Annotated in this window: 24 protein-coding genes; 5 read left to right on the top strand and 19 right to left on the bottom strand. The window is 55.3% G+C overall.

Features of this window, described 5'->3' with window-relative positions; genetic code table 11:
- Positions 1-113: 113 nt before the first annotated feature.
- The 12 genes from fnr to NHG65_RS13690 all read right to left on the bottom strand — a co-directional run bounded on the left by fnr (position 114) and on the right by NHG65_RS13690 (position 12,132).
- Positions 114-878: a fumarate/nitrate reduction transcriptional regulator Fnr gene (fnr, locus tag NHG65_RS13745; RefSeq protein WP_012145310.1), complete on the bottom strand. Its 765-nt coding sequence runs from the start codon at positions 876-878 to the stop codon at positions 114-116.
- Between the two features lie 224 nt (positions 879-1,102).
- A complete protein-coding gene (ogt, locus tag NHG65_RS13740) occupies positions 1,103-1,627 on the bottom strand; it encodes a methylated-DNA--[protein]-cysteine S-methyltransferase (protein ID WP_099062934.1) in 525 nt (174 codons plus the stop codon).
- A gap of 259 nt (positions 1,628-1,886) precedes the next feature.
- Positions 1,887-2,177 (bottom strand): YmdA family protein, encoded by a 291-nt coding sequence (locus tag NHG65_RS13735; protein ID WP_099062935.1) that lies wholly within the window; start codon positions 2,175-2,177, stop codon positions 1,887-1,889.
- A gap of 324 nt (positions 2,178-2,501) precedes the next feature.
- Entirely contained in the window at positions 2,502-3,356 is an 855-nt protein-coding gene (locus NHG65_RS13730; protein ID WP_099062936.1) for a tagatose bisphosphate family class II aldolase, read from the bottom strand.
- A gap of 9 nt (positions 3,357-3,365) precedes the next feature.
- Positions 3,366-4,532: an SIS domain-containing protein gene (locus NHG65_RS13725; protein WP_413481476.1), complete on the bottom strand. Its 1,167-nt coding sequence runs from the start codon at positions 4,530-4,532 to the stop codon at positions 3,366-3,368.
- A 26-nt stretch (positions 4,533-4,558) separates the two neighbouring features.
- On the bottom strand, positions 4,559-5,329 hold the full coding sequence (gene agaR / locus NHG65_RS13720; RefSeq protein WP_207976609.1) for a transcriptional repressor AgaR: 771 nt from the start codon (positions 5,327-5,329) through the stop codon (positions 4,559-4,561).
- A 332-nt stretch (positions 5,330-5,661) separates the two neighbouring features.
- Positions 5,662-6,570: an ROK family protein gene (locus tag NHG65_RS13715; protein ID WP_499183481.1), complete on the bottom strand. Its 909-nt coding sequence runs from the start codon at positions 6,568-6,570 to the stop codon at positions 5,662-5,664.
- 19 nt (positions 6,571-6,589) lie between these two features.
- A complete protein-coding gene (locus NHG65_RS13710) occupies positions 6,590-7,873 on the bottom strand; it encodes a Gfo/Idh/MocA family protein (protein ID WP_499182308.1) in 1,284 nt (427 codons plus the stop codon).
- Positions 7,874-7,892: 19 nt separating this feature from the next.
- Entirely contained in the window at positions 7,893-9,005 is a 1,113-nt protein-coding gene (locus NHG65_RS13705; RefSeq protein ID WP_499182307.1) for an ABC transporter ATP-binding protein, read from the bottom strand.
- Between the two features lie 22 nt (positions 9,006-9,027).
- Positions 9,028-9,846, bottom strand: coding sequence for a carbohydrate ABC transporter permease (locus NHG65_RS13700; RefSeq protein ID WP_085116964.1), 819 nt, complete (start codon positions 9,844-9,846; stop codon positions 9,028-9,030).
- Positions 9,847-9,858: 12 nt separating this feature from the next.
- On the bottom strand, positions 9,859-10,797 hold the full coding sequence (locus NHG65_RS13695; RefSeq protein WP_085116963.1) for a carbohydrate ABC transporter permease: 939 nt from the start codon (positions 10,795-10,797) through the stop codon (positions 9,859-9,861).
- Between the two features lie 81 nt (positions 10,798-10,878).
- Entirely contained in the window at positions 10,879-12,132 is a 1,254-nt protein-coding gene (locus tag NHG65_RS13690) for an ABC transporter substrate-binding protein (RefSeq protein WP_207976615.1), read from the bottom strand.
- Positions 12,133-12,597: 465 nt separating this feature from the next.
- Between NHG65_RS13690 and NHG65_RS13685 the strand changes: the two genes are divergently transcribed.
- From NHG65_RS13685 to NHG65_RS13670, 4 genes are all read left to right on the top strand, one after another.
- Positions 12,598-14,268, top strand: a complete 1,671-nt coding sequence (locus NHG65_RS13685) for a DUF4091 domain-containing protein (RefSeq protein WP_499182306.1) — start codon at positions 12,598-12,600, stop codon at positions 14,266-14,268.
- A 157-nt stretch (positions 14,269-14,425) separates the two neighbouring features.
- Entirely contained in the window at positions 14,426-16,147 is a 1,722-nt protein-coding gene (olsF, locus tag NHG65_RS13680) for an ornithine lipid synthase OlsF (RefSeq protein ID WP_099062946.1), read from the top strand.
- Between the two features lie 99 nt (positions 16,148-16,246).
- Positions 16,247-17,029 carry an N-formylglutamate amidohydrolase gene (locus tag NHG65_RS13675; RefSeq protein WP_219016348.1) on the top strand — a complete coding sequence of 261 codons (783 nt, stop codon included), beginning with the start codon at positions 16,247-16,249 and terminating at the stop codon, positions 17,027-17,029.
- 74 nt (positions 17,030-17,103) lie between these two features.
- Positions 17,104-17,817 carry a flagellar brake protein gene (locus NHG65_RS13670; protein ID WP_099062947.1) on the top strand — a complete coding sequence of 238 codons (714 nt, stop codon included), beginning with the start codon at positions 17,104-17,106 and terminating at the stop codon, positions 17,815-17,817.
- 41 nt (positions 17,818-17,858) lie between these two features.
- Here the strand turns inward: NHG65_RS13670 and pdxY are convergent, their stop codons facing one another.
- From pdxY to NHG65_RS13655, 3 genes are read right to left on the bottom strand one after another with little or no spacing between them, the layout of a single operon-like run.
- Positions 17,859-18,698 carry a pyridoxal kinase gene (pdxY, locus tag NHG65_RS13665; protein WP_207976623.1) on the bottom strand — a complete coding sequence of 280 codons (840 nt, stop codon included), beginning with the start codon at positions 18,696-18,698 and terminating at the stop codon, positions 17,859-17,861.
- Positions 18,699-19,415 (bottom strand): glutamine amidotransferase, encoded by a 717-nt coding sequence (locus tag NHG65_RS13660; RefSeq protein ID WP_207976625.1) that lies wholly within the window; start codon positions 19,413-19,415, stop codon positions 18,699-18,701.
- Positions 19,412-19,666: a hypothetical protein gene (locus NHG65_RS13655; RefSeq protein ID WP_099062950.1), complete on the bottom strand. Its 255-nt coding sequence runs from the start codon at positions 19,664-19,666 to the stop codon at positions 19,412-19,414. The genes NHG65_RS13660 and NHG65_RS13655 overlap by 4 nt, the downstream gene beginning before the upstream one ends.
- Before the next feature lie 68 nt (positions 19,667-19,734).
- Here NHG65_RS13655 and NHG65_RS13650 point away from each other — a divergent pair, with 68 nt between their 5' ends.
- Positions 19,735-21,039, top strand: coding sequence for an aminotransferase class I/II-fold pyridoxal phosphate-dependent enzyme (locus NHG65_RS13650; protein ID WP_499182305.1), 1,305 nt, complete (start codon positions 19,735-19,737; stop codon positions 21,037-21,039).
- Here the strand turns inward: NHG65_RS13650 and NHG65_RS13645 are convergent, their stop codons facing one another.
- From NHG65_RS13645 to NHG65_RS13630, 4 genes are all read right to left on the bottom strand, one after another.
- The gene (locus NHG65_RS13645; RefSeq protein ID WP_499182304.1) at positions 21,040-22,011 is read right to left on the bottom strand and encodes an LLM class flavin-dependent oxidoreductase; all 972 of its coding nucleotides are present in this window, start codon (positions 22,009-22,011) and stop codon (positions 21,040-21,042) included.
- A 156-nt stretch (positions 22,012-22,167) separates the two neighbouring features.
- Entirely contained in the window at positions 22,168-23,004 is an 837-nt protein-coding gene (gene pbpG / locus NHG65_RS13640; RefSeq protein ID WP_099062953.1) for a D-alanyl-D-alanine endopeptidase, read from the bottom strand.
- 159 nt (positions 23,005-23,163) lie between these two features.
- On the bottom strand, positions 23,164-24,078 hold the full coding sequence (ppk2, locus tag NHG65_RS13635) for a polyphosphate kinase 2 (RefSeq protein ID WP_099062954.1): 915 nt from the start codon (positions 24,076-24,078) through the stop codon (positions 23,164-23,166).
- A 26-nt stretch (positions 24,079-24,104) separates the two neighbouring features.
- Positions 24,105-25,715, bottom strand: a complete 1,611-nt coding sequence (locus tag NHG65_RS13630; protein ID WP_219016337.1) for an inorganic phosphate transporter — start codon at positions 25,713-25,715, stop codon at positions 24,105-24,107.
- Positions 25,716-25,807: the final 92 nt, after the last annotated feature.

Raw genomic sequence — 25,807 nt, 5'->3', positions numbered from 1 at the left:
AGCTGAAATTCAACAGTCTGTTAATTTACAGAGTAACCCAACATTGAAAAACAGAACAGTGGCAGAGATGTGCTGGGTCAATAATTCTGTTGAATTACCAACCCAGCTTAGGATCAGGCGTTTACGGTCACGTTAATCCGTGGCGTACCGGCCAGCACCGACAGGGCGTCGACGTTTTCGATGGTGATGTATTTGCCTTTAACGCTGAGGATTTCGCTTTTCTGGAAGCGGCCCAGCAGGCGGCTGATGGTTTCTACCGTCAGACCAAGGTAGTTGCCGATATCGCCACGGGTCATGGTCAGGCGGAACTCACGGGGTGAGAAACCGCGTTCCGCAAAACGGCGCGACAGGTTATAGACGAAAGCCGCCAGGCGCTCTTCGGCATTTTTCTTCGACAACAGCAGGATCATGTCTTGGTCGCCTTTAATCTCGCCGCTCATCAGACGCATGATTTGCTGGCGCAGGTTTGGCATTTTGCCGGACAGGTCATCCAGGGTTTCGAAGGGGATCTCACACACCATGGAGGTTTCCAGCGCCTGAGCGAAGCTTGGGTGTTTCAGGCCGCCAATAGCGTCAAAGCCAACCAGATCGCCCGCCAGGTGGAAGCCGGTGATCTGCTCATCACCTTGTTCGGTGATGGTGTAACTCTTGATGGTCCCGGAGCGGATAGCGTACAGCGATTTCAGCTCGTCGCCCGCCTTGAACAGGGTCTGGCCCTTCTGGATAGGCTTTTTCCTTTCGATAATGTTGTCGAGCTGGTCCAGCTCATGAGCATTAAGAGTAAAAGGAATACACAGTTGGCTGATACTGCAATCCTGACAATGGATCGCACAACCACCAGACTGGATACGACGAATCACGCGTTTTTCCGGGATCATAGATTACGCTCATTCAATAATTGATATGCGTCAATTTTAACATCTTTTCTTGCAGGTGATAAGGGTAGCATTAATAACAACGGGGGCATTCTGTGCGAAATTTGAGCAAGCATGCCGCAGATTGTTCTGTAGTTGCCTGAAATGTTTTGATTTCCTTGCCACTTACAGCAATACGTAACGCTTTGCGCAGCCGGGGTATCTTGCGATGTCCGGCTGCGGGGGGGTTAAAGCAGTTCGTTTTGCAAATAGCCTTCATGCTTTAACAGCCATTGTTTTCGCTGAACGCCGCCGGCATAACCAGTCAATGCGCCCTGCGAACCGATCACCCGGTGGCAGGGGACCACGATACTGATGGGGTTGGAGCCGTTGGCCATACCTACTGCACGTGAGGCAGTCGGGCGACCGATGCGTTTCGCCAATTCGCCATAGGTAATGATCTCACCGCATGGGATCTGACGCAGTTGCTGCCACACACTACGCTGGAATTCGGTGCCGGCGGTCATCACCGGCAACTGATCAATGACATCCAGCTCACCAGAAAAATAGCGCTGCATGGCATCGGTCAGGCCACCAGGATTGGATTTGTCTACCAGTTGGAAGCGATCGGCACGGTAGTGAGTATTCAGCAGCTTCATCAGGCGTACTTCATGCTCAGTCCAGTCGATGGCGCGTAACCGGTCCTGCTCATCGGCAATCAGCACCAGTTCACCCACTGGCGTCGCCATACGGTCAATAAAAAAAGTTTGCATGTGAACACTCCTCTTGTTTGATGAGCCGATTATTACATGAAATGCGGGGGAGCGATGGCGGATTCCGGACATACAGATGGGCAACCTGAGGTCGCCCATACTGTGAGAATGAATGTGGTGTGTAGATTTATGCCTCAAATGTATAAAATAAATTTATAAATCTTCAATAAGTTTATTTAATTGAATCAAAATTAATACTAAACAAATACCGCAGGTGATTAATAAAAGTAACGTAGGTTATTAATAAAAGTACCGCAGGTTATTTATAGCTTATTGTGATGTTCTTTAGTTTTTCGTTATTATTAATCATTTCGGTTGTCACGTTGGAAACTAGTTCAGGTGATATTTTATTTAATGGGGTGATGATATAGCCATTGCCGTTCGTCGAGGTTTGACCAAAGCAACTGGAGATGATTCCTTCATCTTGATGTTTGATAGTGCAGGCCGGGGAGGTGATTTTACCCGTAAAGCGGATGGTGCCGCCCTGAGCTGCCTGTAAGGTAGCAGGGAGGAGGGCCAGTAACACCAATGCCATGATAGAGTTTTTCATTATTAATTCCTTTTTAAAATGAACTGATAAAATAAGTGATTCCAATTAAATAAAGTTTAAACAGATATGCCTGACTTCATCCGCAAACAAAAACTTTCGATTTTCCTTCTTTAATATCTTATATACTATTCTTAATTTTTAGTGCCGATGGATTTAATAATAGGGTGGGGGGTGGGAAAAACTATGATTTAGATCATGGTGAAGGCGGCTTAATGATTAGCAGGAGAATGTAGCCGGTGTACTGTGAACTCTGTCACGTTAAAAAAATGGTTATGGCCGCAGTTGAATCTGAAACGGCGGCCAGGCTTGGTGCTTTATTCTGAGTTACAGCATGCCGCTGCTGCCGCAGATGCGGATTTTCTCGGCAACCACCTCTTTCATCGCCAGTTTGCCGGGCACGATGTACTTGCGTGGATCGTTGGCGTCCGGGTGCTGGGAGAAATAGCTCTTCACCGCGTCGGCAAAGGCGATTTTCAGCTCGGTCGCCACGTTGACCTTGCAGACCCCCAGTGAAATGGCGCGTTTTACCATGGCTTCAGGAATGCCGGAGGCGCCGTGCAGCACCAGCGGGATATCGACCTGCTCGCGGATCAGCGCCAGACGATCAAAATCCAGTTTGGGTTCGCCATGGTACAACCCGTGGGCGGAACCAATCGCCACGGCCAGCGAATCGATACCGGTCGCGGTGACAAATTCACGCGCGGCGGCCGGGTCAGTAAAGAAGCTGTCGGTAGAATCGACAATCAGGTCGTCCTCCTGCCCACCGAGGCGGCCCAGTTCGGCCTCTACGCTGGCCCCGTAGCGGTGGCACAGCGCCACGGCCTCGGCCACCTTGGCAATATTCTGCGCGAATGGCAGGTGTGAGCCGTCGATCATCACCGAACGAATACCGCTTTTGACCTTGTGTTCGATATCATCCATTTCTTCGTGGTGGTCCAGATGCAGCGCCAACGGCAGATCGTAACGGTGTGCGGCCGCCTGGCAGATGCCAATCAAATAGTCAGTACCGGCATAGCTGAAGGTGCCGGGTGTACCGGCCATGATCACCGGCGAGCGGAGTTCGGCGGCGGTTTCCGCCACCACCTGCACGGTTTCCAGATTATGAACGTTGAACGCCGGTACGGCATACCCCTGGCGCTGCGCTTTCAGCAGCATTTCGCGGTTGGATATCAGGTACATAGAGATTCCTTACGCCACAGATGACGGATAACGGTAAATGGTGACGCCTTTCACTACCCGGTTAACTTCACCGGTCGGGCACGGGTTATCTGGCGTCAGGTCAAGCGCCAGCGAACTTTCAAATGCCAGCATCTGGGTGAATAACAGGTAAGGGAACAGCAGCCAGACGTCATCTTCGGCGTGGTGGAGGTTCAGTATCATGTCGCACAGCGGCTGGGTGCTGCCGGCCAGGCCGACCATCTGCATTGCCAGCCCGTCACGTTGCAGCTCATTCCACAAATCGCGATCGTACTGACGGGCATAGTCGCCGCTGGAGAACATCAGCAGGACCAGGGTCTGGTTATCGACCATAAACTTGGGGCCATGGCGCAGGCCGAGCGGCGAATCGTAGCGGGTGACAATCTGTCCGGCCGTCAGCTCCAGCATCTTCAACGAAGCCTCTTCTGCCAGCCCGGTGAAGCAACTGCCACCCAGCGTGATATAACGCCGGAAACCGCTGGCCGCCAATGCTTTCACCTGAGGCTGCAGGGTTTCACGCAGTTCATTGCAGCGTGCGACCATCGCCGTCAGAGGCCGCTGGGCCTCGGCCAGGGACTGCGGGCCGAGCAATAGCGCGGCAGACAGCATCATGCAGCTAAAGCTGGAGGTCATGGCGAAGCTTTGATCGTTGGAGCCCTGTGGCATCACCAATGAACAGACGTTGTCGCGCTGATGGGCATATTGCGCCAATTGGCTGTCCGGGTTGCACACCAGCATCAGGTGATAGCTTTCCGGCAGCAGTTGGTCTGCCAGTTCCACCGTTGCCACGCTCTCCGGGCTGTTGCCGGATCGGGCGAAAGAGACCAGCAGCGTAGGGCGCGTAAGATCGAGGTACTGGTGCGGGTTGGCGACAATATCGGTAGTGCCGTAGGCCACCACGTCACGGCCGGTTTTCTCACGCAGCCAGGGCGCCAACGCGCGGCCGGCGAAGGCAGAGCTGCCCGCGCCGCACAGCACAATCTGCAGGCGAGGGTTAGCCAGCAGCGGGTCAAGGAAAGGCTGCCACAGCGCTTGTTGCTGCTGTAACTGCTGGTGCAGGGCGGCCCATAAATCCGGCTGCTGCCAAATCTCACGTGCGGTATGCAACGCGTGTCGTTGTTCCAGCCAGCCCGCATCGTAAGCAAAATAACCGTTCATGTTGAAAACTCCTTAAAAAACCTCGGTTAACGGTCGGCGATAATCACATCGACCCCTAAATGGTTCAGCGCATTCAGGTAGCTTTCCGGGATGCGGCTGTCGGTGACCAAACGCTGGATTTGGCCGATTTCACGGATCATGCAAAAACTGGTGCGACCGAACTTGCTGGCATCCGCCACGGCGATCACTTCGCGTGCGACGTCGCACATGGCGCGGTTAAGTTGCGCTTCGCCCGGATCCGGCGTGGTGATGCCGCTTTGCAAATCAAAACCGTCGACGCCGAGAAACAGCTTGTCGAAACGGAACTGACGCATGTGCTGTTCGGCGGCCGGGCCATACAGAGACCAGGATTTACGCCGTACGCTGCCGCCGACCACCATCAGATCAACCTGTTCGTTGTTGGCCAGTTCGAAAGCGATATTCAACGCGTTGGTCATCACCACCAGATCTTTTTTGCCGACCAACTGCTGCGCCATTTGGCTGGTGGTGGAGCCTGAGTCGAGAATGATGGCGTCGCCGTCGTTGACCAGGGCTGCCGCTGCACAGGCAATGGTGTATTTCACGTCGCGATTGATGCGGCCCTTGTCCTGTAACGGACGATCGAAGGCGAACTGCTTGTTGAGCATTGCGCCGCCGTACGCCCGGACCGCACAGCCGCTTTTTTCCAGTTGACGCAGATCGCTGCGGATAGTGACGCTGGAAACGGCAAACTGGGCACTGAGTTGTTCGACGCGTACCGAGCCTTCGCGACAAAGCTGGTCGATAATTAATTCCCGTCGTTTTAGGGTATTGATCATTAACGCGTGACTCCTGATTTAGCTGTAGCCATACCCGGCCGCGGCGCAATGCGTCGCAGTTAATCTGGCAGGAGTGCTTTCAGTTGTTCGTGGCGAATTACAGCAAACGAAACAATGAAATGCAACCGGTTATTTTATAAAAAACTATATGTATCAATTGTTTATATCGCAACTTCCTTTCGGTTCGCCCTCAACCGAAAGCTGCCGGGAAATAAAGTGAAAAGCCGTAATCCGTTATTTATCAGGCGGCAACTTACCGCCCGGGTTAATTTGCCGAAAGCAGGATGAAAGCTGTGCCATTGATTTTTTCCTGACGGCCTTTTCACTCTTTTTTATTGCCAGCTTTGGCGTAATAATGCGGCGCCGCGTACGCCGCTGCTGTCGCCGTGCACCGGTGGGTAGACTGCCGCCGGTTCGGTACCGGGCAACAACCAATGGCTCATGGCTGGCGGCAGCAGGGAGTACAACTCGCCAACGTTGGACAGTCCGCCGCCGAGCACGAAGGCGTCTACGTCCAGCAGCAGTTGCAGGCCGGCCAGTGCGCTGGCCAGAATATCGACGTACATGGCCATCAACCGCCGTGCCAGAGGGTCTCCCTGTCGAAAACTGGCGATTAACGCCGGGACGTTATCCGCCGGATGACCGAAATGGCGGCTCAACGCCAACAGGCCACTGCCGGAAACATAGCGCTCAAAGCAGCCGGTTAGCCCACAGTTGCAGGTGAACAGCGGTAAGTCGTAGCGTTGTGCCAATTGGGCGGAGATAGGGGTGTGCCCCCATTCACCGGCCAGCCCGTTGCGTCCTTTATGCAACTGTTTGTTCATCACCAATCCACCCCCAGCCCCGGTGCCGATAATGGCGCCAAACACCAGCGCCAGATGGTCGGTTTGCGGCGTACTGGCTTCGGAAAGGGCAAAGCAGCGGCAGTCGTTTTCAATTTCAACCGGTCGTGCCAAGGTTTGCGCCAGGTCGTCCGCCAGACAGTGGCCGGTCAGGCAGGGCACATTCACCGCCAGTTGTCGACGGCTGCGCGGATCGGTCACGCCCGGTAAACCGATGCCGATACTGCCCTGGGTGTGCAACTCTCTATCGGCCTGCTCGACCAATTGATGGATGCAGGACAAAAACTCGCGGTAATCGCCGGTGGGGGTGCCGATCCGCTGGCACAGCACCTGCCTGAGCTGCCGGTCGTAGGCCGCCATTTCGATCTTGGTACCACCGATGTCGAAACCGTAGCGTATCTGGGATATGTCCACGTATTCAGGCTCCGCTCAGGGTAATAACGGCGGATTCACGGCGCGCGCGCTCTGCCGCAAACACCATCAGATGACTTTCCAGCGTTTCTGCCGGACCGGACAGTATCTGGGAAGGATCGTTGGTACGGATCGCGTCGATAAAATGCTGCATCAGGTAGTAATCGCCACCGCCGTGGCCGGCCATGGCGTGCAGATCTTCGGCTTCATCGACGTCGTAGACCTTTTCACTGTCGTCGACGAAAGAGGTGATACGGATGTAACGTCCGTCACCTTCGAGACAACCGTGGCTACCAAAAATACGGGTTTGGCGATCTTCCAGTCGGGTAAAGGCGGTCATGGTGAAGGAGGCGGTACGGCCACCGGTAAACTGCATATTGACCACCTGATGGTCGACCACGTTATTGTCGCAGCGGTAGACGCAACGACCATATTGACCGTCGCGCAGTGCCGCCTGCAGATGCGGCTGATCGACCTCGGGTGTTAATACCCGCAGAAAACCCGGCGTTGCCTTGTGGTTGTCACCCAGATAAATGCGTTTTGCGGAGTAAGGGCAGTTGGCTTCCACCGCGCAGTCCAGGCAGTTGTCCGCCGCACCGGCCGGTTGGTTTTCCTGGCGGAAGTGGCGCAGGCCGCCGAAGGAACTGATCTGCTCACAGGGCAATTCCATGATGTAGCGGATCCAGTCGATGTCGTGGCAGGACTTCTGCAGCAACATAAAGGCCGCCTCACCGTCGTTGCGCCAGTTGCCGCGCACGAAGGAATGGGCCTGATGCCAGTAACCCACCGGCTCCAGGTGCTGCAGGCTGACGATGTCGCCAATCACGTTATCGCGCAGCAGTTGTTTCAGCTTTTGGGTATAGCGCGTATAGCGCAGCACGTGGCCGACCGAGAAAATCAGCTTCTGGCGCACCACTTCCTCGACGATAGTGCGGCATTCACTGGCATCCGGCGACAGCGGTTTTTCCAGCAGCATGGCGTAACCCTGTTTGGCAAAGGCCAGCGCCGGTTCGAGGTGCAAAGTATCCTGAGTGCAAATCAGCACCGCATCGGCCAATTTGCCGGCGTCCGCGGCCTGCTGCCAGTCGGTGAACACCTTGTCCGCCGCTATGGCATGTTGTTCGACAAACTGCCGGCGGTAGACATCTCGCGGTTCTGCCACGGCCACCACCTGCATTAAATCCGGGTGCGCCAACGCATAGCGCGAGTAAATTTCCCCGCGTGCCCCGGCACCAATCACCAGCACCCGAACCGGGCGACCGGCATAACCATGTTGTTGAGCTGACGACATTGCACATTCTCCGATCTAGTTATTTGAGGTTTTGGCCGCTGATTTCGTCAAACAGGTGTGCGCGGGACAGATCGAAAGCCAGGTGGATCTGTTCCCCCAGGCGCGGTTCCCAGTCAGGTTGTGACGCCATGCGCAGCACAAAGCGCAGCCCGGCCAGTTCGCAGTGCAGTAACTCTTCATTGCCCATTCGTTCGATGGTGACAATCTTCGCCGGGAAGCAATTGCTGCTGCCGGGGGCGCAAAGCCGCAGGCACTCCGGGCGAATACCAAGGCACACACGCGCATGGGGGTAACTTTCCAACAGCTGTTGCAGCAATGCCGGCAGTTCGAGAGGGTGTTGATTGCCGATACGCAGCCCGATGCCCTGCGCGCTGCGGGTAATCGCCATATCGTGCAGGTTCATCGAAGGACTGCCGATAAACTCGGCGACAAAGCGGTTGGCGGGCTGGTGGTAAAGGTTGATCGGCTTATCCACCTGCATAATGGCGCCCCGATTCATCACGCAGATGCGGTCCCCCATGGTCATCGCTTCTACCTGATCGTGGGTGACATACACCATGGTGGCGGCGACACCTTCCTGTTTCAGTTGGTTATGCAGCTCGATCAGCTGTACGCGCATCGTGACCCGCAGCTTGGCATCCAGATTGGACAACGGCTCATCGAACAAAAACACCTTGGGTTTACGCACGATGGCGCGGCCGACCGCCACGCGCTGGCACTGGCCGCCGGATAACTGACCCGGCTTACGTTGCAGCAGATTGGTGATCTCCAGCTTTTCGGCGGCATCACGCACCCGGCGGTCGATCTCGGCCTTGCTTTCCTTACCTATCAGGCCAAACGCCATGTTTTTGTAGACCGTCATATGCGGATACAGCGCGTAGTTCTGGAACACCATGGCGATGCCGCGATCTTTGGGCATGGTGTCGTTGACGCAGCGATCGTGGATCATGATCTGACCCTCACTAACGCTCTCCAGCCCGGCTATCATCCGCAGCAGAGTGGATTTGGCGCAGCCGGAGGGCCCGACAAACACCATAAACTCGCCGTCTTTAATGTCCAGATCGACACCCTGTAACGCATTGAATCCGTTGGGGTAGACCTTCTTCACATTGTTTAACTGTATACCGGCCATGTTTTTTACCTTGTGTTCGCAGTTAGCCTTTTACCCCAGCGCTGGCGATGCCCTGGATGAAGTAGCGTTGGAAAAGAATGAACAGCATCAGCATCGGGATCACCGCCATCAGCGCACCGGCCATCAGCAGTGGGTATTCCACCCCGGCGCGGCTGGACAGCGACGCCAGCCCGACCGGCAGCGTCAGTTTCTCGGTGGTGGTGTTGACGATCAGTGGCCACATCAAGTTGTTCCAGCTCCACAGGCCATTGATGATGATGCAGGCGATAATGCCGGGGCGGATCAGCGGCAGCATGATGCGCCAGAAGATAGCGAAGTAGCTGTAACCGTCGATCAGCGCCGCTTCCTCCATCTCTTTTGGCACCGCCAGGAAGAACTGGCGCAGCAGGAAGGTAGCGTAAATGCTGAAAATACCCGGCAGCACCAGCCCGGTGATGCTGTTTACCAGCCCCAGTTTCTGTACCACCAGGAACTGCGGGATCAGAAAGGCCTGACCCGGCACCATCAGGATCGAAATACACACCAGGAATACCGCATCACGGCCGCGAAAGTGCAGGCGTGAGAAGCCGTAGGCGGCCATGGTGGCGATCACCATCTGCAGCGTGACGGTGAAAAAGGTCGCCAGCAGCGAGTTCACATAGAAGTCGGTGAAGGGGATTTCGCGCATAACCTTGCCATAGGCCTGCAGGCTCGGGTGCGCCGGTAACAGTGTCAGTGGGATCTGGATACTCTCGGCCTGAGTTTTCAGCGAGGTCACCAGCATCCAGATGAAGGGCACCACCGAGGCCAGCGCCGCCAGAACCATAAACAGATACACCAGCGTTTTTTTACTTATGCTCATCGTCATGGCTCCTCAGCTGACTTTCAGGCGTTTGCCAATCACCATTTGAATCAGGGTGATCAACAGGGTGACGGCGAACAGCACCACGGTGATGGCGGAGGCGTAACCTTTCTCCTGCAGATAAAAGGCGTATTTGTAGAACAGGTTGGTCACGGTCATCACGTCGCTTTCCACCAACGCGCGGTCAAACATCAGGAACACCACGTCAAAGACTTGCAGGATCTCGATAAAACTCATCACCGAGACGAAGAACAGCGTGGGCACCATCATCGGCAGGGTAATGCAGAAGAAGCGGCGCAGGGTGCTGATCCCGTCGATGTCGGCAGCCTCATACAGTTGGCGTGGAATGCTTTGCAACCCGGCCAGCAAAATGATGATTTTCAGCGCCAGCGACGACCAGATAATGATGATGGAAACGCTGATGCGTACCACGTCCGGATCGGACAGCCAGGCCACCGGCGAAATACCCAGCAGGCCCGTCGCCTGGTTAATCAGGCCGAAGTCCTTGTTGAACAGCCATTGCCAGACCATCGCCACTGCGGCAGGCATGGTGACCGCCGGCAGGAACAAGAGGGTGCGCAGCAATGCCTTGCCGCGGATGTTCTGGTTCAGGCCAATCGCCAGCAGCAGTGACAGGCTCAGGCTGATCGGCACGCACACCACCACATAGAACAAGGTGTTGGCGGCGGCGGTGTAAAAGTCGTCGTCTTCAAACAGATTGACGTAGTTATCGACGCTGAGGGTGCTCCAGCGCATAAACTGGTTGAGGTCGGTAAAGCTGTAAAAGATGTTCTGTAAAAAGGGGACCAGGTAAAACACCGTCAAGCCAATCAGCAACGGCAAGATCATCACCCAGCCCCAGAAGCGCTCGGCACGCTCCAGGCGGCTGAGTGCCGGTCGTGGGGTACTTTTTTGTTGTTTTAGGGCACCGTAGCTTTCTGCCAGCGACATGTTGCCTTTCCTCACCTGTAACTGCTCTGCGGTATTCCGCGGCCGGTGCGCCTTCGGGCAGGCGCCACCGGCACGGGGTGATTACTGCTCCATCACGCGTTCAATCTTCTTAACCGACTTGTCCATTTCAGGTTTGGCCTCCGCGCCCATAAAGATTTTCTTCAGGCTGGCGATCCACATGTTCTGCCATTTCGGCGTGTTGGTCCCGGCAGTGGGGTAAGCTTCGGTGACGTTGAGGGTTTCAATGTAAGGCGTCACATCGACCTTGGTGATCGCCGCCGCCCAGGCTTTGGCCGCCAGTTTGTTGGCCGGGATCACCGCTTTCGCCAACTCAGTCTGTGAGGCTTCGGAACTCATAAACTCAATGTATTTCCAGGCTTCCTGCTTGTGCGCGCTGTTGGCAGACATGGCAAACGCCAGGCTGTGCGCCACGCCAGACTGGCGCTCGATTTTCGGCATCATCACCACGCCAATATGATCGTTAATCAGCGGATTGTTGGCGAAGGGGGCCGCCAGCCAGGAACCGGCATACACCATCGCCGCACGGTTGGACTGGAAGATGTTTTCGGTTTTGACTTCGCTCATCTGTTGGGCGCTGGGCATCAATCCGTCTTTCATCATGGATTGCAGCTGTTGATAGACCCAGATCGACTTGTCGTTGGCAATGTCGGTCGGCTGGCCGTCTTTTGGCACAATGTGGTTGCCGTTCTGGAACAGCAGGTTCATATAGCTGTCCTGGCCGTCGATGCTCAGATCCATGACCAATGGGAAGGCGCTGCCTTTCAAGCCGGTTTTCAGTGCGGTCGCTTTGCTCTTCAGGTCATCCCAGCTCCAGTCGTTGGTGGGGTAGCTGACTCCGGCCTGATCGAACAGTTTTTTGTTGTACCACACCGCGATCGAGTCAACATCGCGGGGAATGGCCATCTGCTGGCCGTCATACTGATAGGCTTTAACCGAACTGGCGACGACATTATTTAATTGCACGCTACTGCCGGTAATATAGGGTGTTAAGGGTTGCATGATGCCATTCTTGGCGTATTGCACAAAATAAGGCATGTTTATCCAGAATATATCTGGTGCGACGCCACCGGCAGCGGCGGAATCTAATTTGACAAAGTATTGCGCCGAGGGGGTTAATTCTATGGCGATTTTAATGTTAGGGTTTTCTTTTTCAAATCGCTTGGCAATTTCCTGCTCGGCAGGTAATTGATTTCTGTCCCATACGGCGTAGCGCAAAGTTATTTGATCGGCGGCGTATAACATGGTTGGCAATAATAATGCAGCCGCAATGGCAGAGTGTGCCAGAAGACGACCGGTATTTTTTATCGGTGACATTGCTTTCCCCTTGGTGAACGACGAATCAATATTTTCGTAATGTGAATTCTTTCTATCCCTTAACTTTCAATGTGTCAATACACCCCGATCTGCCCAAAAATGGGGCATGAATGTTTCGTTGTTGTTAAAATCGAAAGGGTTGAAGCCTAAACTGAAAGCGTTACTTGTTCACAATTCGTTAACCTTTCTGGCCGGTTTTAGCCCTGCCGTGCAGCAATTATAGGCTGCTGGCGTCATAGGAATAAGTGATAACCCTTGCACCATAATGGGGATTAAAAACATTTTTATTGTGCATGCCGGGTTATCTTTCATTTTTGTGATGCAAATAAACAAAAAAATCGTATATGACTTCATTCGAAGCCTCTTGCAGTCGGTTTTTGAAAGAGGGCTATTGTTTGAATCGATAAAAGGGTTTAGCCTGAAAATCGCCCCTCGGTATTTTCTAATTAAAGTGAGATTACTGTTATGCGTCTTTCATTGACCTTTACTCATTGCCTGGAAAAAATATTTCACAGCCATAATGCTCCGCAGATCACACAGATAAATAAACTCAGCGGGCTGAATAACGAAATGATGTGTTGGCAGGGGGTTTATTGCCTGCAGCGGACCGATAACGAAACGCGACGTGAATTAGGCTACCGTATTGAGGGACCATTGTCGGAGTATATCAGCGTGCGTCAGGTGCAGTCGGTACCCAGCCACTTTCCCTGTTATACCGAGACCGATGAAAACTATCTGCGCACCGAACCAGGGTTATTTCCCGATCCGCTGGTACCGCTGGTCGATCGGCGTTTCTTTGCCACCTGCAATTATTACGGCGGCCTGTGGTTGACCTTAACCTCACCGTCGATACCGGTGGCTGGCGGGGATTACCCCCTGACACTGACGTTGTTTGATGTGGCAAGCGAGGACGTACTGGCCAGTGCTGAGTTGACGCTGCATATCGTGGCGGCCGCACTGCCACCGCAAACCCTGTTGCACACCGAATGGCTGCATTCCGATTGCCTAGCAGATTATTACCATCTTGCGGTATTCAGCCCCGAATACTGGCTGGCGACGCGCAACTTTGTCCGTACCGCGGTTAACAGTGGGGTAAATATGCTGTTGACGCCGATCTTCACGCCACCGCTGGATACCGCCGTCGGCGGCGAGCGTACCACGGTGCAACTGGTGGGTGTGCAGCGGTCTGCGCAGGGCTACCGGTTTGATTTCCAGCGTCTGGCCCAATGGGTGGATATGGCGCAGGAGGAGGGCATTGAACACTTTGAAATTGCCCCGTTGTTTACCCAGTGGGGGGCCGCCCATGCGCCAAAAATCATGGTGGAGACAGACGGCACGCTTAGCCCGCTGTTCGGCTGGCATACCGATGCCCATGCCGAAGAGTATCAACAGTTCCTGCAAGCCTTGTTGCCGGCACTGACCGGCTGGCTCCGCGAGCGGCAGTTACAACAACGGGTGTGGTTTCACATCTCGGATGAACCGACGCTGGAAAATATCGCTGTTTACCAAGCTGCCAGCGCTACCTTGCAGCCGCTATTGGCCGGGTTCCATACTTTTGATGCCTTGTCAGATTATGCTTTTTACCAACAGGGGCTGGTGGAAACGCCGGTGGCCGCCACCGACCATATCGAACCTTTTATCGAAAACCGGGTACCTGGCCTGTGGGCTTATTATTGCTGCGTGCAAAAAACCGAGGTGGCCAACCGTTTCTTTGCCCAGCCCTCGGCGCGCAACCGCATTTTGGGTATCCAGCTTTACCGGTACAACATCGCCGGTTTTCTGCATTGGGGCTTTAATTTCTATAACAGCGGGCATTCGCGGGAGAAGCTCAATCCCTACGCGGTGACGGATTGCCGCAATGCGTTCCCCTCAGGGGATGCCTTTGTGGTTTATCCCGGAGAAAACCTGACGCCGGTGGAGTCACTGCGTTTACGGGTACTGCATCAGGGCCTGCAGGACATGCGAGCCCTGCAACTGCTGGAAAGCCTGACCGATCGTGCGACGGTAGAAGCCTTGATTGAACAACAACTGGGGATGCACATCACTTTTAAACGCTATCCCCATCAGGCGGAACCGCTTCTGCGGTTGCGCGAAGTGGTAAATCAGCGCATCGAAGCCTTAACTTCGGCGGCATAAAATGCGGCGGTGTGGCGATGGGGGTCCCTTCGCCACCAATTTTTCAATAATTTGCTATAACTGATAGCTGAGGGATTCATTTTTTTGTCATGTTACTGACATGTTAGGGTCATGGCGCTGGCTTAAGTTTGCAGCGACTAAGCCAGGAGATAACGCGATGTTTAGCTTGGACTCTCTGTTGCATGATGCATTTCCACACCGCAAGACCCCTGCCTGGCAGCGTAGCCTGCTGAGAACTTTACTCTTCGAAAAAGAATTCAAACAGTTTGCCGCCGATTATCCGCACCTGAAGGGGCTGGATCTGATCGAACAGGTGGTGGACTACTTCAACCTCAGCTGTGAATTGGTCGATGGCGATTTGGAAAACATCCCGAGCCAGGGGCCGGTGGTGCTGGTGGCTAACCACCCGATCGGTTCGCTGGACGGCCTGGTGCTGCTGCGTGCGGTGGCGGCGGTAAGACCGGATGTCAAAGTGGTCGCCAGCCAACTGTTGACCTACATAGAACCGCTGCGCAACCTGTTTGTACCGGTGGACAACGTGGGCAACAAGACCAACCGCAAGCAAATTGAAGGCATGCAGGCGCAGTTGGATAAGCAGGGCGCGCTGATCCTGTTCCCCGCCGGGGAGGTGTCACGCATGAGCCCGAAAGGCATTCGTGACGGCCATTGGCATACAGGATTCTTACGCCTGGCGGCCAAGGCGCGAGCGCCGATTGTGCCGATCCACATCAGTGCACGTAACAGCAACCTGTTCTATTTCACCTCGCTGGTTTACCGACCCTTGTCCACACTATTGCTGGTGCGCGAAATGTTCCAGCAGCAGGGCGGACGCATCAAAATCCGCGTGGGTGGCCGTATTCCCTTTACTAACTGGCATGACGGGCACACCAGTGCCAAAGATCTGGCCGAACGCTTCCGTCGCCATGTTTATCGTCTGGGCCAGGGTAAGGAAGGGCTGTTCGCCAGTGAATCGCCTATCGCCCTGCCAGAGGACCGATTGGAACTGAAAAAGGCGCTGGCAAACTGTGAACGTCTTGGGGTCACTCCGGACGGAAAAATTATCTTCCTGTATCGCCGTCAGGGTGAGGCGCGTGCGCCTATCCTGCGTGAACTCGGTCGTCTGCGTGAGATTGCCTTCCGTGCGGTGGGTGAAGGATCTGGCCGCCGTCGTGATTTGGACAGCTATGACGACGACTATTACCACCTGGTACTGTGGGATGCCGAGGAACTGGAAATTGTCGGTGCCTATCGTTTTATTCCTACCGCCGAGCAGTTGGAGCGCAAGGGGCTGGAAAGTATCTACAGTAACAGCCTGTTCCATTATGACCGCGAGATGGCCCCGATCCTGGCGCAGGGTATCGAACTGGGACGCAGTTTTATTCAACCGGCTTACTGGGGCAAGCGTGGGCTGGACTATCTGTGGTTAGGCATTGGCGCATATCTGGCAAAATACCCGCAGTATCGCTATCTGTTTGGTCCGGTTTCCATTTCCGGCGGTATGCCGGTGACGGCGCGTGACCTGTTGATTGCCTTCTACCGGCTGTATTTCTCGCCAAATCATGCGTTGGCGCAGTCGCGTCAGCCTTATCCGGCCTCGCTGCCGCAGGTGTTGGCGCAGTTTGCCGGCGATAACTATCAGGAAGATCTGGTTCGGCTGAAAAGCCTGTTGAGCAACATCGGCTGCTCGATCCCGACGCTGTATAAACAATATACCGAGCTGTGTGAGCCGGGCGGGGTGCAGTTTATTGATTTCGGCACCGATCCGGCCTTCAATAACTGCATTGACGGCCTGGTGCTGGTTGATCTCACCCGGCTTAAACCCGCACGGTTCCAACGGTATATTGCGGTGCACCAGCCGCAGGATGCCTGCATAGAATGATCGGCTTCTCATTCATGCATTTTTGATCTAACCCGAAGCTTGGCGTCGGCGGTGGGATTTAGCCTAAGATAAGGCTTTGTTCCTCCGCCGGAGTCTTGCATGCCACAGTCGTTTGTCTCGTCTTTATTATCCGCCGAAGATCCCGCCGCCGTGGCGATTGAAACGCCCAGGGGCGTCGCGCCCTTTTTATTGCTGTGCGATCACGCCGGTCAGGCGATACCGCAGCAGTTGGGCAATTTGGGTCTGCCACCCGGTGAAATCGACCGTCACATTGGTTGGGACATCGGCGCATTAAACGTTTCGCGCTATCTCAGCCGTCAACTGGACACTACGCTGATTCATCAGCGTTACTCACGTTTGGTCATTGACTGTAACCGCACGCCCGGCATCGCCAGTTCGATCCCGTCACTGTCAGAATTGACGCCGATCCCCGGGAATGTCGGTATTGATGCCAGACATGCGCAGGCGCGCGAGCATGAGATTTTTAGGCCTTATCACCAGGCGATAACCGACAATCTGGATCAACGCCAGCGCAACGGGCTGCCGACGGCGATTATCGCCATGCACAGCTTCACCCCGGTATTCAAAGGCAACGAGCGGCCGTGGCAGGTGGGGCTGCTGTTTAACCGCCAGCCGGAGTTTGCATTGCTGCTGGCAGAGCTGCTGCGGGAGGAAGGGGATTTGCAGGTCGGCGTTAACGAGCCTTACGCCATGACCGATGCAACGGATTACACCCTGCCGGTGCACGCCGAGCGGCGGGAGCTTCCCTACGTTGGCATTGAGATCCGCCAGGATTTGATTGCCGATCAACAGGGTCAGCAAGCCTGGGCGGAACGCTTCGCCAGACTGCTGCCACAGGCCTGGCATCGTTGGCAAATTTGACTTTAGGAATATTCCCAGTGATGATAACTGTAAGGAACGTGTAAAGCGTCATTGGGAAGAGTCAGGAGCGACGAGTGGAGCAGAATGATAACGGATTGTTTATCAAGCAGGAGCGTTTTGAGGTACTGGCGATACTGCGTGAGATTTGTAAACAGCGCACGCCACTGAAGGTTGTCAATGACCAACAGCAGTTTCAAAGTCTGCTGTTGAGCGTCGGGCCGGATAATATTGTGTTCAGCGGCGATGAGGCGGACACGACGGTCGACGGTGAATGTACCATTGTGATTGAAAGCCATGACGCAAAGATCGAATTCTCCGTAGGTCAGGCTGAATTTACCAACCATCAGGGCGTTAATGCCTGTTCAACCCGCCTGCCAAAGGAACTGGTGTACATCCAGCGCCGCCGTCAGTTTCGCGTGACAACCCCCCACTGGCGTGAGTTTCTCTGCAGCGGCGAATACGCCGACGGTAGCGAGTATCAGTTGAGGATCCACGATCTTTCTGCGGGTGGTGTTGGTTTGCGCGTTGACGGTCCGCTGCCGGAAAATCTTCAGCCTGGATTCCAGTTCAAAAAGGCGTTGTTGGATTTTGGCAGCTACGGCAGTTTCAAGGTTAATATGGAACTGGTGGTGATCAACGAAGACCAGGAGCTGGATGACGACGACCAACTGGTGCGTTTCTCGCGTCTGTCGTGCCGCTTTATGAAACTGGGCCTGGCGATGGAAAGAAAAATTCAGAGCGCGGTGTTTGCGTTCGAATTGGATTTTAATAAAAAGAAAAAACGTTAAATAGTCACCAGAGGGGCAGCAGGCTGCCCCATCATCCCGGCCTATTTCAAGGCACGCAGGCTGCCAATTTCCTCCCAACCGAAATGCTCCGCTTCAGTCAGCACATCGCAGACCTCGCCGCTGGCCGAGACAATCGCGTCATTGAGGCTTTCACCGTGCAGCAGGTGGCTGACCAGCAACGCGGCAAACATGTCCCCGGTGCCTTTAACCTTCGATTGAATTTTAGGATGGGTATAGCTTTGCACCTGACTGCGACTGACCAGCAGTAGCCCAACCTGATCGTCGTTTTCTGCCACGCCAGGTGCACTGGTCACCAGGACCCACTCGGTGGTGTCATTCAATAATGCCTGTGCGGCATGCTGTGTTTGTTCCAGGCTGGTCAGAGGATGCCCGCAAAGCTGCTCCAGTTCGAAACCGTTAGGGGTCAGACCATTGGCCAACTGCAGGAAGGGGGAGCGATAGCAACTGACGATGCGCTTATCCACATACACGCCTTCACCGTAATCGCCCATTACCGGATCGATATAGATTTTTATTTGCGGGTTGATAGCGCGTACGCGTCGCAGCCAGCTGTCCAGCATGTGGCACTGGCCGACATCGCCCAGATAACCGACGATCACCGCCCGGGTGCGTTTCATCACGCCGCGAGTCAGTAAATCTTCCAGAAAGCCGCTGAACCACTCGGCAGGGATCACGCCGCCGCTGGGTGCGCCGTAATAGGGCGGGCAACCGAACAGTACGCTGGGTACCTGTAGCACTTCCAGCCCCTTTTTCAACAGGGTGCGATAGGCGATACCATTGCCGACGCTGCCGTAAACCACCTGCGATTGAATGCTGATCACATCAATCTGCGGTGGCTGTAATTGAGAAACTTGCTGCATCTATAACTTCCTTGGTTCGATTTTATCCAGCCACCGCGCAAATACCTGGCGGGCGCGCTGTTCTAATTCTGTGCCGTAACGAGCGGCCTGTTGACGCAGGCGCTGCGGCAGGATACCGGCCAACTCCAGCTCGCAGGCATGGCCAACCAGCCAGCGTTCCAGATCGTGATGATCGGCTTCCAGATGGAACTGTAGCCCAAGCGCGAAATCCTGATATTCAAATGCCTGATTAGGGCACACTTCGGTACCGGCCAGGCAGGTCGCGCCCTCTGGGATCATAAACATATCGCCGTGCCAATGCAGTACCGGCGTTGTCCCCAGGGGCGCCAACACGGAGTCTTCATTCTCTGCCAACGTCAAGGGTTCGAAACCGATCTCTTTGACACCCAGCGAAATAACATCGGCACCCAAAGCCTGAGCCATCACCTGTGCGCCAAGACAGATGCCTAGCGTAGGCCGTTTTTGCTGGAGTCGTTGTGTCACCAGTGCTAATTCGTCGTTGAGAAACGGGTAATGCTGCTGGCCGGCAAAATGCTGCGCAGCGCTGATTGGTCCGCCTAGCACCACCAGCAGGTCGGTCTCCTCATTATCGATGGCCCGGATATCGTCACGGCCGGCATCGTAGTAATCAATCTGATAGCCCCGCAGTGAGAGCAGTGAACCCAGAATACCGAGGTTTTCAAAATTGACATGCCTGATAGCGACAACTTTTTTCATTGCTGTACCTCTGTGCTGTGGGGATAAGCTTCCAGTTCCAGCGTATCGCCGAGGATGGTGATGCCGTTGATGCCGCTTTGATAAACTATCCGACGCTCTTTGACCTGGCTGATGTGCAATTGGTAGCCCTGCTCGGCAGGGAACAGCGCCTGAGCCTGCTGCAGTTGGTCGGCAGCCCAGGGGGTGAACATTTGCAAACGGGCAAACGCTTTCCCGCCGTGTTGAATATCGAGCACGTAATGTTTTTCCATTTTTACCCCTTAACTTTTCCATTCGAAACAGGTAATCTGTTTTGAACTAATACAAAAAGGTTTTATGTATGGGTTCATTGTATGCACAAGGCGGCAGCGCTGTCCAGATTGCTGAGCAGATCAGCACGCAGATCAAACAGGGGGATTTGCAGGCGGGGGACCTGTTACCACCGGTGCGTCAACTGGCGGGCGAATTGGGAGTCAATCCCAATACTGTCGCCAGTGCGTATGCCAAGCTGCGGGATGCCGGTTTGGTCGCCACCCGCGGGCGTGCGGGTACGCAGGTGCTTGAGCAACCCCTGATGGCGGCGCGCCATATCCGTCAAGTGCCCGAGGGCATGCGTGATTTGGCCAGCGGCAACCTGGATGGGGCTTTGCTACCGGCACTGTCAATGAGTGTGGATGACATCTTCCCGCAGCAGAATGGCTATGACGTTAGCGGTGATTTACCGGCTTTGTGTCAGCTTGCCGGTGACTGGTTGAGCCAACAGGGTGCGATTCTGGGTGAGACAGCGGTGTTTTCGGGTGCGCTGGACGCCATCGAAAAGGCGCTGCGCAGCCATGCGGCACCGGGGGCGTCGGTGTGGGTGGAAGATCCCTGCTGGCCGCCGTTACTGACGCTGCTGCGGCATCTTCGTCTCAAACCCTTGCCGTTGCTGGTGGATGAGCAAGGGTGTCGATTGCCGGAGAAAGACGCCGGCCAGCAGGGTTGCGCAGTGATCCTGACACCGCGTGCGCAGAACCCAACCGGCATGTCGCTTAGCGCGGCCCGCGCCAATCACTGGCGTGAGTTTCTGGCGCAAAACCCGGGCTGTCTGGCGATCGTCGATGACTTCTGGGGGCCGCTGTCGCAACAACCGCTGCATTTGCCCTGTACTGCCGACAATGGCCTGTATGTGCTGTCGGTGAGTAAATTCCTCAGCCCGGATCTACGTATTGCGCTGGCCTGCGGCAAGCCGCAATTGCTACAGGCGATGCGTGCCGATCAATACATTCGTGAACGTTGGGTCAGTCATATCCTGCAGCAAATTGCCGTCAAGTTATGGACGCAGGCGCAGCGCGATGGTTTGCTGGTTCGCGCGCAGCAAGCTTATCAACAGCGGCGCGATGCGTTGGCGGAACGGTTGCAGGCGTTGACCGGTGCGCCATTGCCAGCAGGGGAAGGGGTACATATCTGGCTGCCGGTGCGTTCGGAAGCCGCCGCTGGCCAAATCATGGCACAGCGCGGCTGGCTGGTGCAGGGCGGCGAGCCGTTCCGCCTGAAAAGCGGCCCGGCGATCCGTGTCAGTCTGGCTAACCTGATCCCGGCACAGTTGGAGACACTGGCGCAGGATCTGGCGGTCGCTATAGGCTCGGGCGCGGTAGTGAACTGATCAGGCCTGCGCCAGCAGTTGCAAAGAGGCCAGGCGGGCAGCGGGAGCGCTGATCGGCGTATCGATCACAAACTCTTCCACGCCATATTGCCGGTGTAATTGGTCTAACTGACTGCGCACCTGCTGCGCGGTACCAAGCAAAATATGGCTTTCACGTGGTTCGATGCGGTAATCGGTGGCCCCGGCCTGCTGAACATAACTCTCTGCCTGCTCCAGGCTGCCGACCGTCACGCTTTGTCCTCCGGCCACATGCACCCGGTATTGCTGGATCCCGGCCGCCAAAGCCTGGGCCTGTTCGGTCGTATCGGCGACGATCACCGCGACCGCCAGCAGAGCTTTACGTCCACCGCTCTGCTCAGAGTAATGTGCCAACGCGTGCTGAATATCGTCCGGATTGCCATTGAGCTGTGCGGCAAACACAAAGGCCCAGCCGTGTTCGGCAGCCAGTTGGGCACTTTCGCTGCTGGCCCCCAGCAGGAAGCGCTGTGCGGGCTGGACTGGTTGCGGTGTGGCACTCAGGCCGGGTTGCGCGTCATCATTCAGGTAGGCATTGAGTTGAGCCAGCTGTTGCGGGAAGTCCGGCTTATTCTGTTGATCGTGGGCGGCCTGCAGTGCCTGGGTGGAGAGCGGTAGCCCGCCGGGCGCTTTGCCCACCCCCAGATCGACCCGACCCGGTGCCAGCGTCGCCAGCAGATTGAAGTTTTCCGCCACCTTGTAAGCGCTGTAGTGTTGCAGCATGACGCCGCCGGATCCGATACGGATACGGGAGGTTTGTCCGAGCAAATAGGCGATCAACACTTCGGGCGAAGGGCAAGCCAACTGCGCGGTATTGTGATGCTCGGCCAGCCAGAAACGACGATAGCCCCAAATTTCCGCCTGCTGCGCCAAATGCAGCGTACGCGTCAGCGCCTGGGCGGCAGTTTCTCCTTCGGCAATCGGACTTTTTTCCAACACGCTCAGGGCATAAGCCATTTTCCTGCTCCTTTATCATCAATTATCCATGACAAATAGCATGCCCAATCCAACAGGCTTAATACTGATTTTGGATAGGATATTCCATTGATAAAAAACGGATTTAGATATGCTCAGAATGGTAAACGGGCGCGTGATTGACGCGCCCGAATCAGATCAGGATTCCAGCCAGGCCTTCAGGCGAATGGCGTCTTTATAGTGGCCATAACGCTGCTTTGATCCGAGCAGGATCATCACCACCGGTTGCCCGTTGATCAGGGTACGCATCACCAGACAGTGGCCGGCTTCGTCGGTGAAACCGGTTTTTTGCAACTGGATTTTCCAGGCGGGATTATTGATCAGACCGTTGGAGCTACGGTAGACCAATTGACCGCGGCCAGGACGCACGATTTGCTGTTTGTCGGTACTGAAACGACGGATGGTCTGATAGCGGTAGGCGTGGTTAACCATTTTCAGCAGGTCATTGGCACTGGCGACGTTGCGCGGTGTCAGCCCGGTCGGATCGTAGAAGCGCGCATGTTTCATGCCGATAGCGCGCGCTTTTTGATTCATTTTCGCTACAAAGGCTTTGCGACCACCGGGATAGTTGCGGCTCAGTGCCGACGCGGCGCGATTCTCCGACGACATCAGTGCGATGTGCAGCATATCGCGACGGCTAAGGGTGGAACCGATGGTCAGACGTGAGTGAGTTTTTTTCAGTAAATCCCGGTCGGCGGGGGTGACCTGCATCCTGTTGCCCAATGGGCGTTTGCTGTCCAGAGCGACCATGGCGGTCATCAGCTTGGTTAGCGAGGCGATGGGTTGCACGCGATTGGCCTGTTTCTGATACAGCGTTTTGCCGGTGCGTTGATTGACTACCAACACCGATGTCGAGTGCAGCGCCAGCGGTGCAGTGGCCTGCGCGGCAGACGTAACCAACAACAGAAAGAGAACCAGAATGGCGCCGAAGCGACGGGGGTGGAGGCGACGAATAAGGGCATTAAATAAAGACATGGCGACCGTGACTGTGTCCTGACAGGTGAATGAATATCAGCAAGAGTCTGCACAGCAAATGTGGAGAAAATAGGGTGGCGTTGTAACGGGATGAGAATCCAGCGGTGACGTTATTGCGGGCAAAAGGCAGGGAAGCGGTGTTCCGCCTCCCTGGGTAAATCAATACACTTCAGGTACTACCATGGTGTCTGGCACCGGATGGCGGTTGTAATCCGGGCTGCGTTTGCGCGGTGGCAGGGTGATCACATTGCCTTCCGCCTCTTCATAGGGCAGCTGTTCCAGCAGATGGCTGATGCAGTTCAAACGCGCCTTTTTCTTGTCGACCCCCTGAACCACCCACCATGGCGCTTCCGGAATGTTAGTGCGCGCTAACATGATTTCCTTGGCTTCCGTGTAGTCTTCCCAGCGGCGGCGGCTCTCCAAATCCATCGGGCTGAGCTTCCATTGCTTTAACGGATCGTGGATGCGGCTGAGAAAACGCAGCTCCTGCTCATCGTCGGTGATCGAGAACCAGTATTTGACGATTTGAATGCCGCTGCGCGTCAGCATTTTCTCGAACTCAGGCACGCTACGGAAAAACTCTTCATATTCCTCGTCATTGCAAAAGCCCATCACTTTTTCCACCCCGGCGCGGTTGTACCAGCTGCGATCGAACAGCACCATTTCACCCGCCGCCGGCAGGTGGGCGATAAAGCGTTGAAAATACCACTGGGTGCGTTCGCGATCGTTCGGTGCCGGCAACGCGGCCACGCGGCAGGTGCGTGGGTTCAGGCGTTGAGTGATACGTTTGATCACGCCACCTTTGCCGGCGGCGTCACGACCTTCAAAAATGATCACCAGCCGGTGGCCGGTGCGCATCACCCAGTCCTGTAGTTTGACCAGCTCACCCTGCAGCCGCAGTAGCTCGCGGAAATACTGTTTGCGCCAGGCTTTCTTCTGGTCGCTGTCCACTTCGCTGTCGTCAAAGCGCAGGTCGTCCAGTTCCATCTCCAGCTCTTCGTCGTAACTGTCGTAGAACTCCTGCAACAGACGCTGATTGAAACTCTCGTCGCGGTCAAATTCATGCATAGCCATAATTAATTCTCCGTGTTAGCCCGGTTTTAGAAATGGTTGAAGATCCAGTACAGCCCGGCGGAAAGCAGCACCGAGGCCGGCAGCGTCAATACCCAGGCCATCAGCAGATTACGCAGGGTAGACATTTGCAGACCGGAGCGGTTGGCCGCCATGGTGCCGGCGATACCGGATGACAGAACGTGAGTGGTGGAGACCGGTAATCCGAAGATGTCCGCGGCGCCAATAGTGGTCATTGCCACCAGTTCGGCGCTGGCGCCCTGGGCATAGGTCAGGTGACTTTTGCCGATCTTCTCACCGACGGTGACCACGATGCGCCGCCAACCGACCATGGTGCCCAGCCCGAGAGCAATCGCCACCACCACCTTGACCCAGAACGGGATAAAGCGGGTGGCGCTGTCCAGATCGCTTTTCAGGGCATCCAGATTGCGCTGCGAGTCAGCGGATATTTGCAGCTGTTTTTCAGACTTCAGGTGTTTAATGACTTCCGATGCCAGATACATATCGTTACGGGTGTTGGAAACCGCCTGCGCGGGGATTTTATCGACCGAACCGTACTGACGAACCTGGTCACCGATGGCACCGGTCAGTTGCGCCAGCGCGGGCACCACTTCTGGCGTCAGTTCATTGGTGCGTACATACCCGGTCAGCACCTCACGGGGCTGTGCCTGGCTGACCGCCGGGAACTGGCTTAGCAATTGGTTTTTGGTGACTTCCGCCAACGCCGCTACACGTGGGATTTGTTCTGGCGGCATTGAACGGTTGAGCGCGTAGGCGATGGGCATGGTGCCGACCAGGATCAGCATGATCAGCCCCATGCCTTTTTGTCCGTCGTTGGAGCCATGGGCAAAGGAAACTCCGGTACAGGTGAGGATCAGCAAACCGCGGATCCACAGCGGCGGCGGCGAGTCATTCTTGGGGGCGGTATACAACTGGCGATTTTTGACAAAGACTTTCAGCGCCAGTAACAGCAGGGCGGCAAACACAAAGCCGATCACCGGTGAAAGCAGCAGTGCGTAACCCACCTTAATCGCCTGGCCCCAGTCGACACCGCTGGTGCCGGTGCGCCCGTGGATCAGGGCATTGGCCACGCCAACGCCGATGATTGATCCAATCAGAGTATGAGACGACGACGCAGGCAACCCGAGCCACCAGGTGCCGAGGTTCCAGATAATCGCCGAAAACAGCAGGGCGTAGACCATGGCGAAACCGTTGCCGGTGCCGGCCTGTAAGATCAACTCGACGGGCAGCAGCGAAATGATACCGAATGCGACCACGCCGCTGGAGAGCAATACGCCGAGAAAGTTAAAGAACCCTGACCAGACTACGGCCACCATCGGCGACAATGAATGGGTATAAATAACGGTGGCCACCGCATTGGCGGTATCGTGAAAACCATTAACAAATTCAAAGCCCAACGCAATCAATAACGCTAACCCCAATAACAGGAACGGCAGATAACTGGTATATACCGCACCGGCATCGCTGACGTCGTTAAATAAATTCACTCCGGCAAAAGCTATCCCCAGAACTAATAAAAAAACAAAAAAAAGAACAGTGAGTCGACTGTTCTTTTGGTAGATCTTTGGCAGACTGGACGCGGATGGCACACCCGCCTGAACGGCGCTGTTATCGCTCATAAAGGACCTTCCCGATAGACTTCATTAGAATACTGACGCTGCGGTACGCTGTTGCCATCAAAGTATTGGGAAATAATGTGACTTTTTTATGA

Origin of the sequence: Serratia myotis, assembly GCF_027474885.1 — a bacterium.
In the GTDB taxonomy this organism is placed as follows: Bacteria; Pseudomonadota; Gammaproteobacteria; order Enterobacterales; family Enterobacteriaceae; genus Serratia; species Serratia proteamaculans.
The sequence above is the reverse complement of the archived record's forward strand: the minus strand, read 5'-3'. Positions and strand labels throughout refer to the sequence as shown.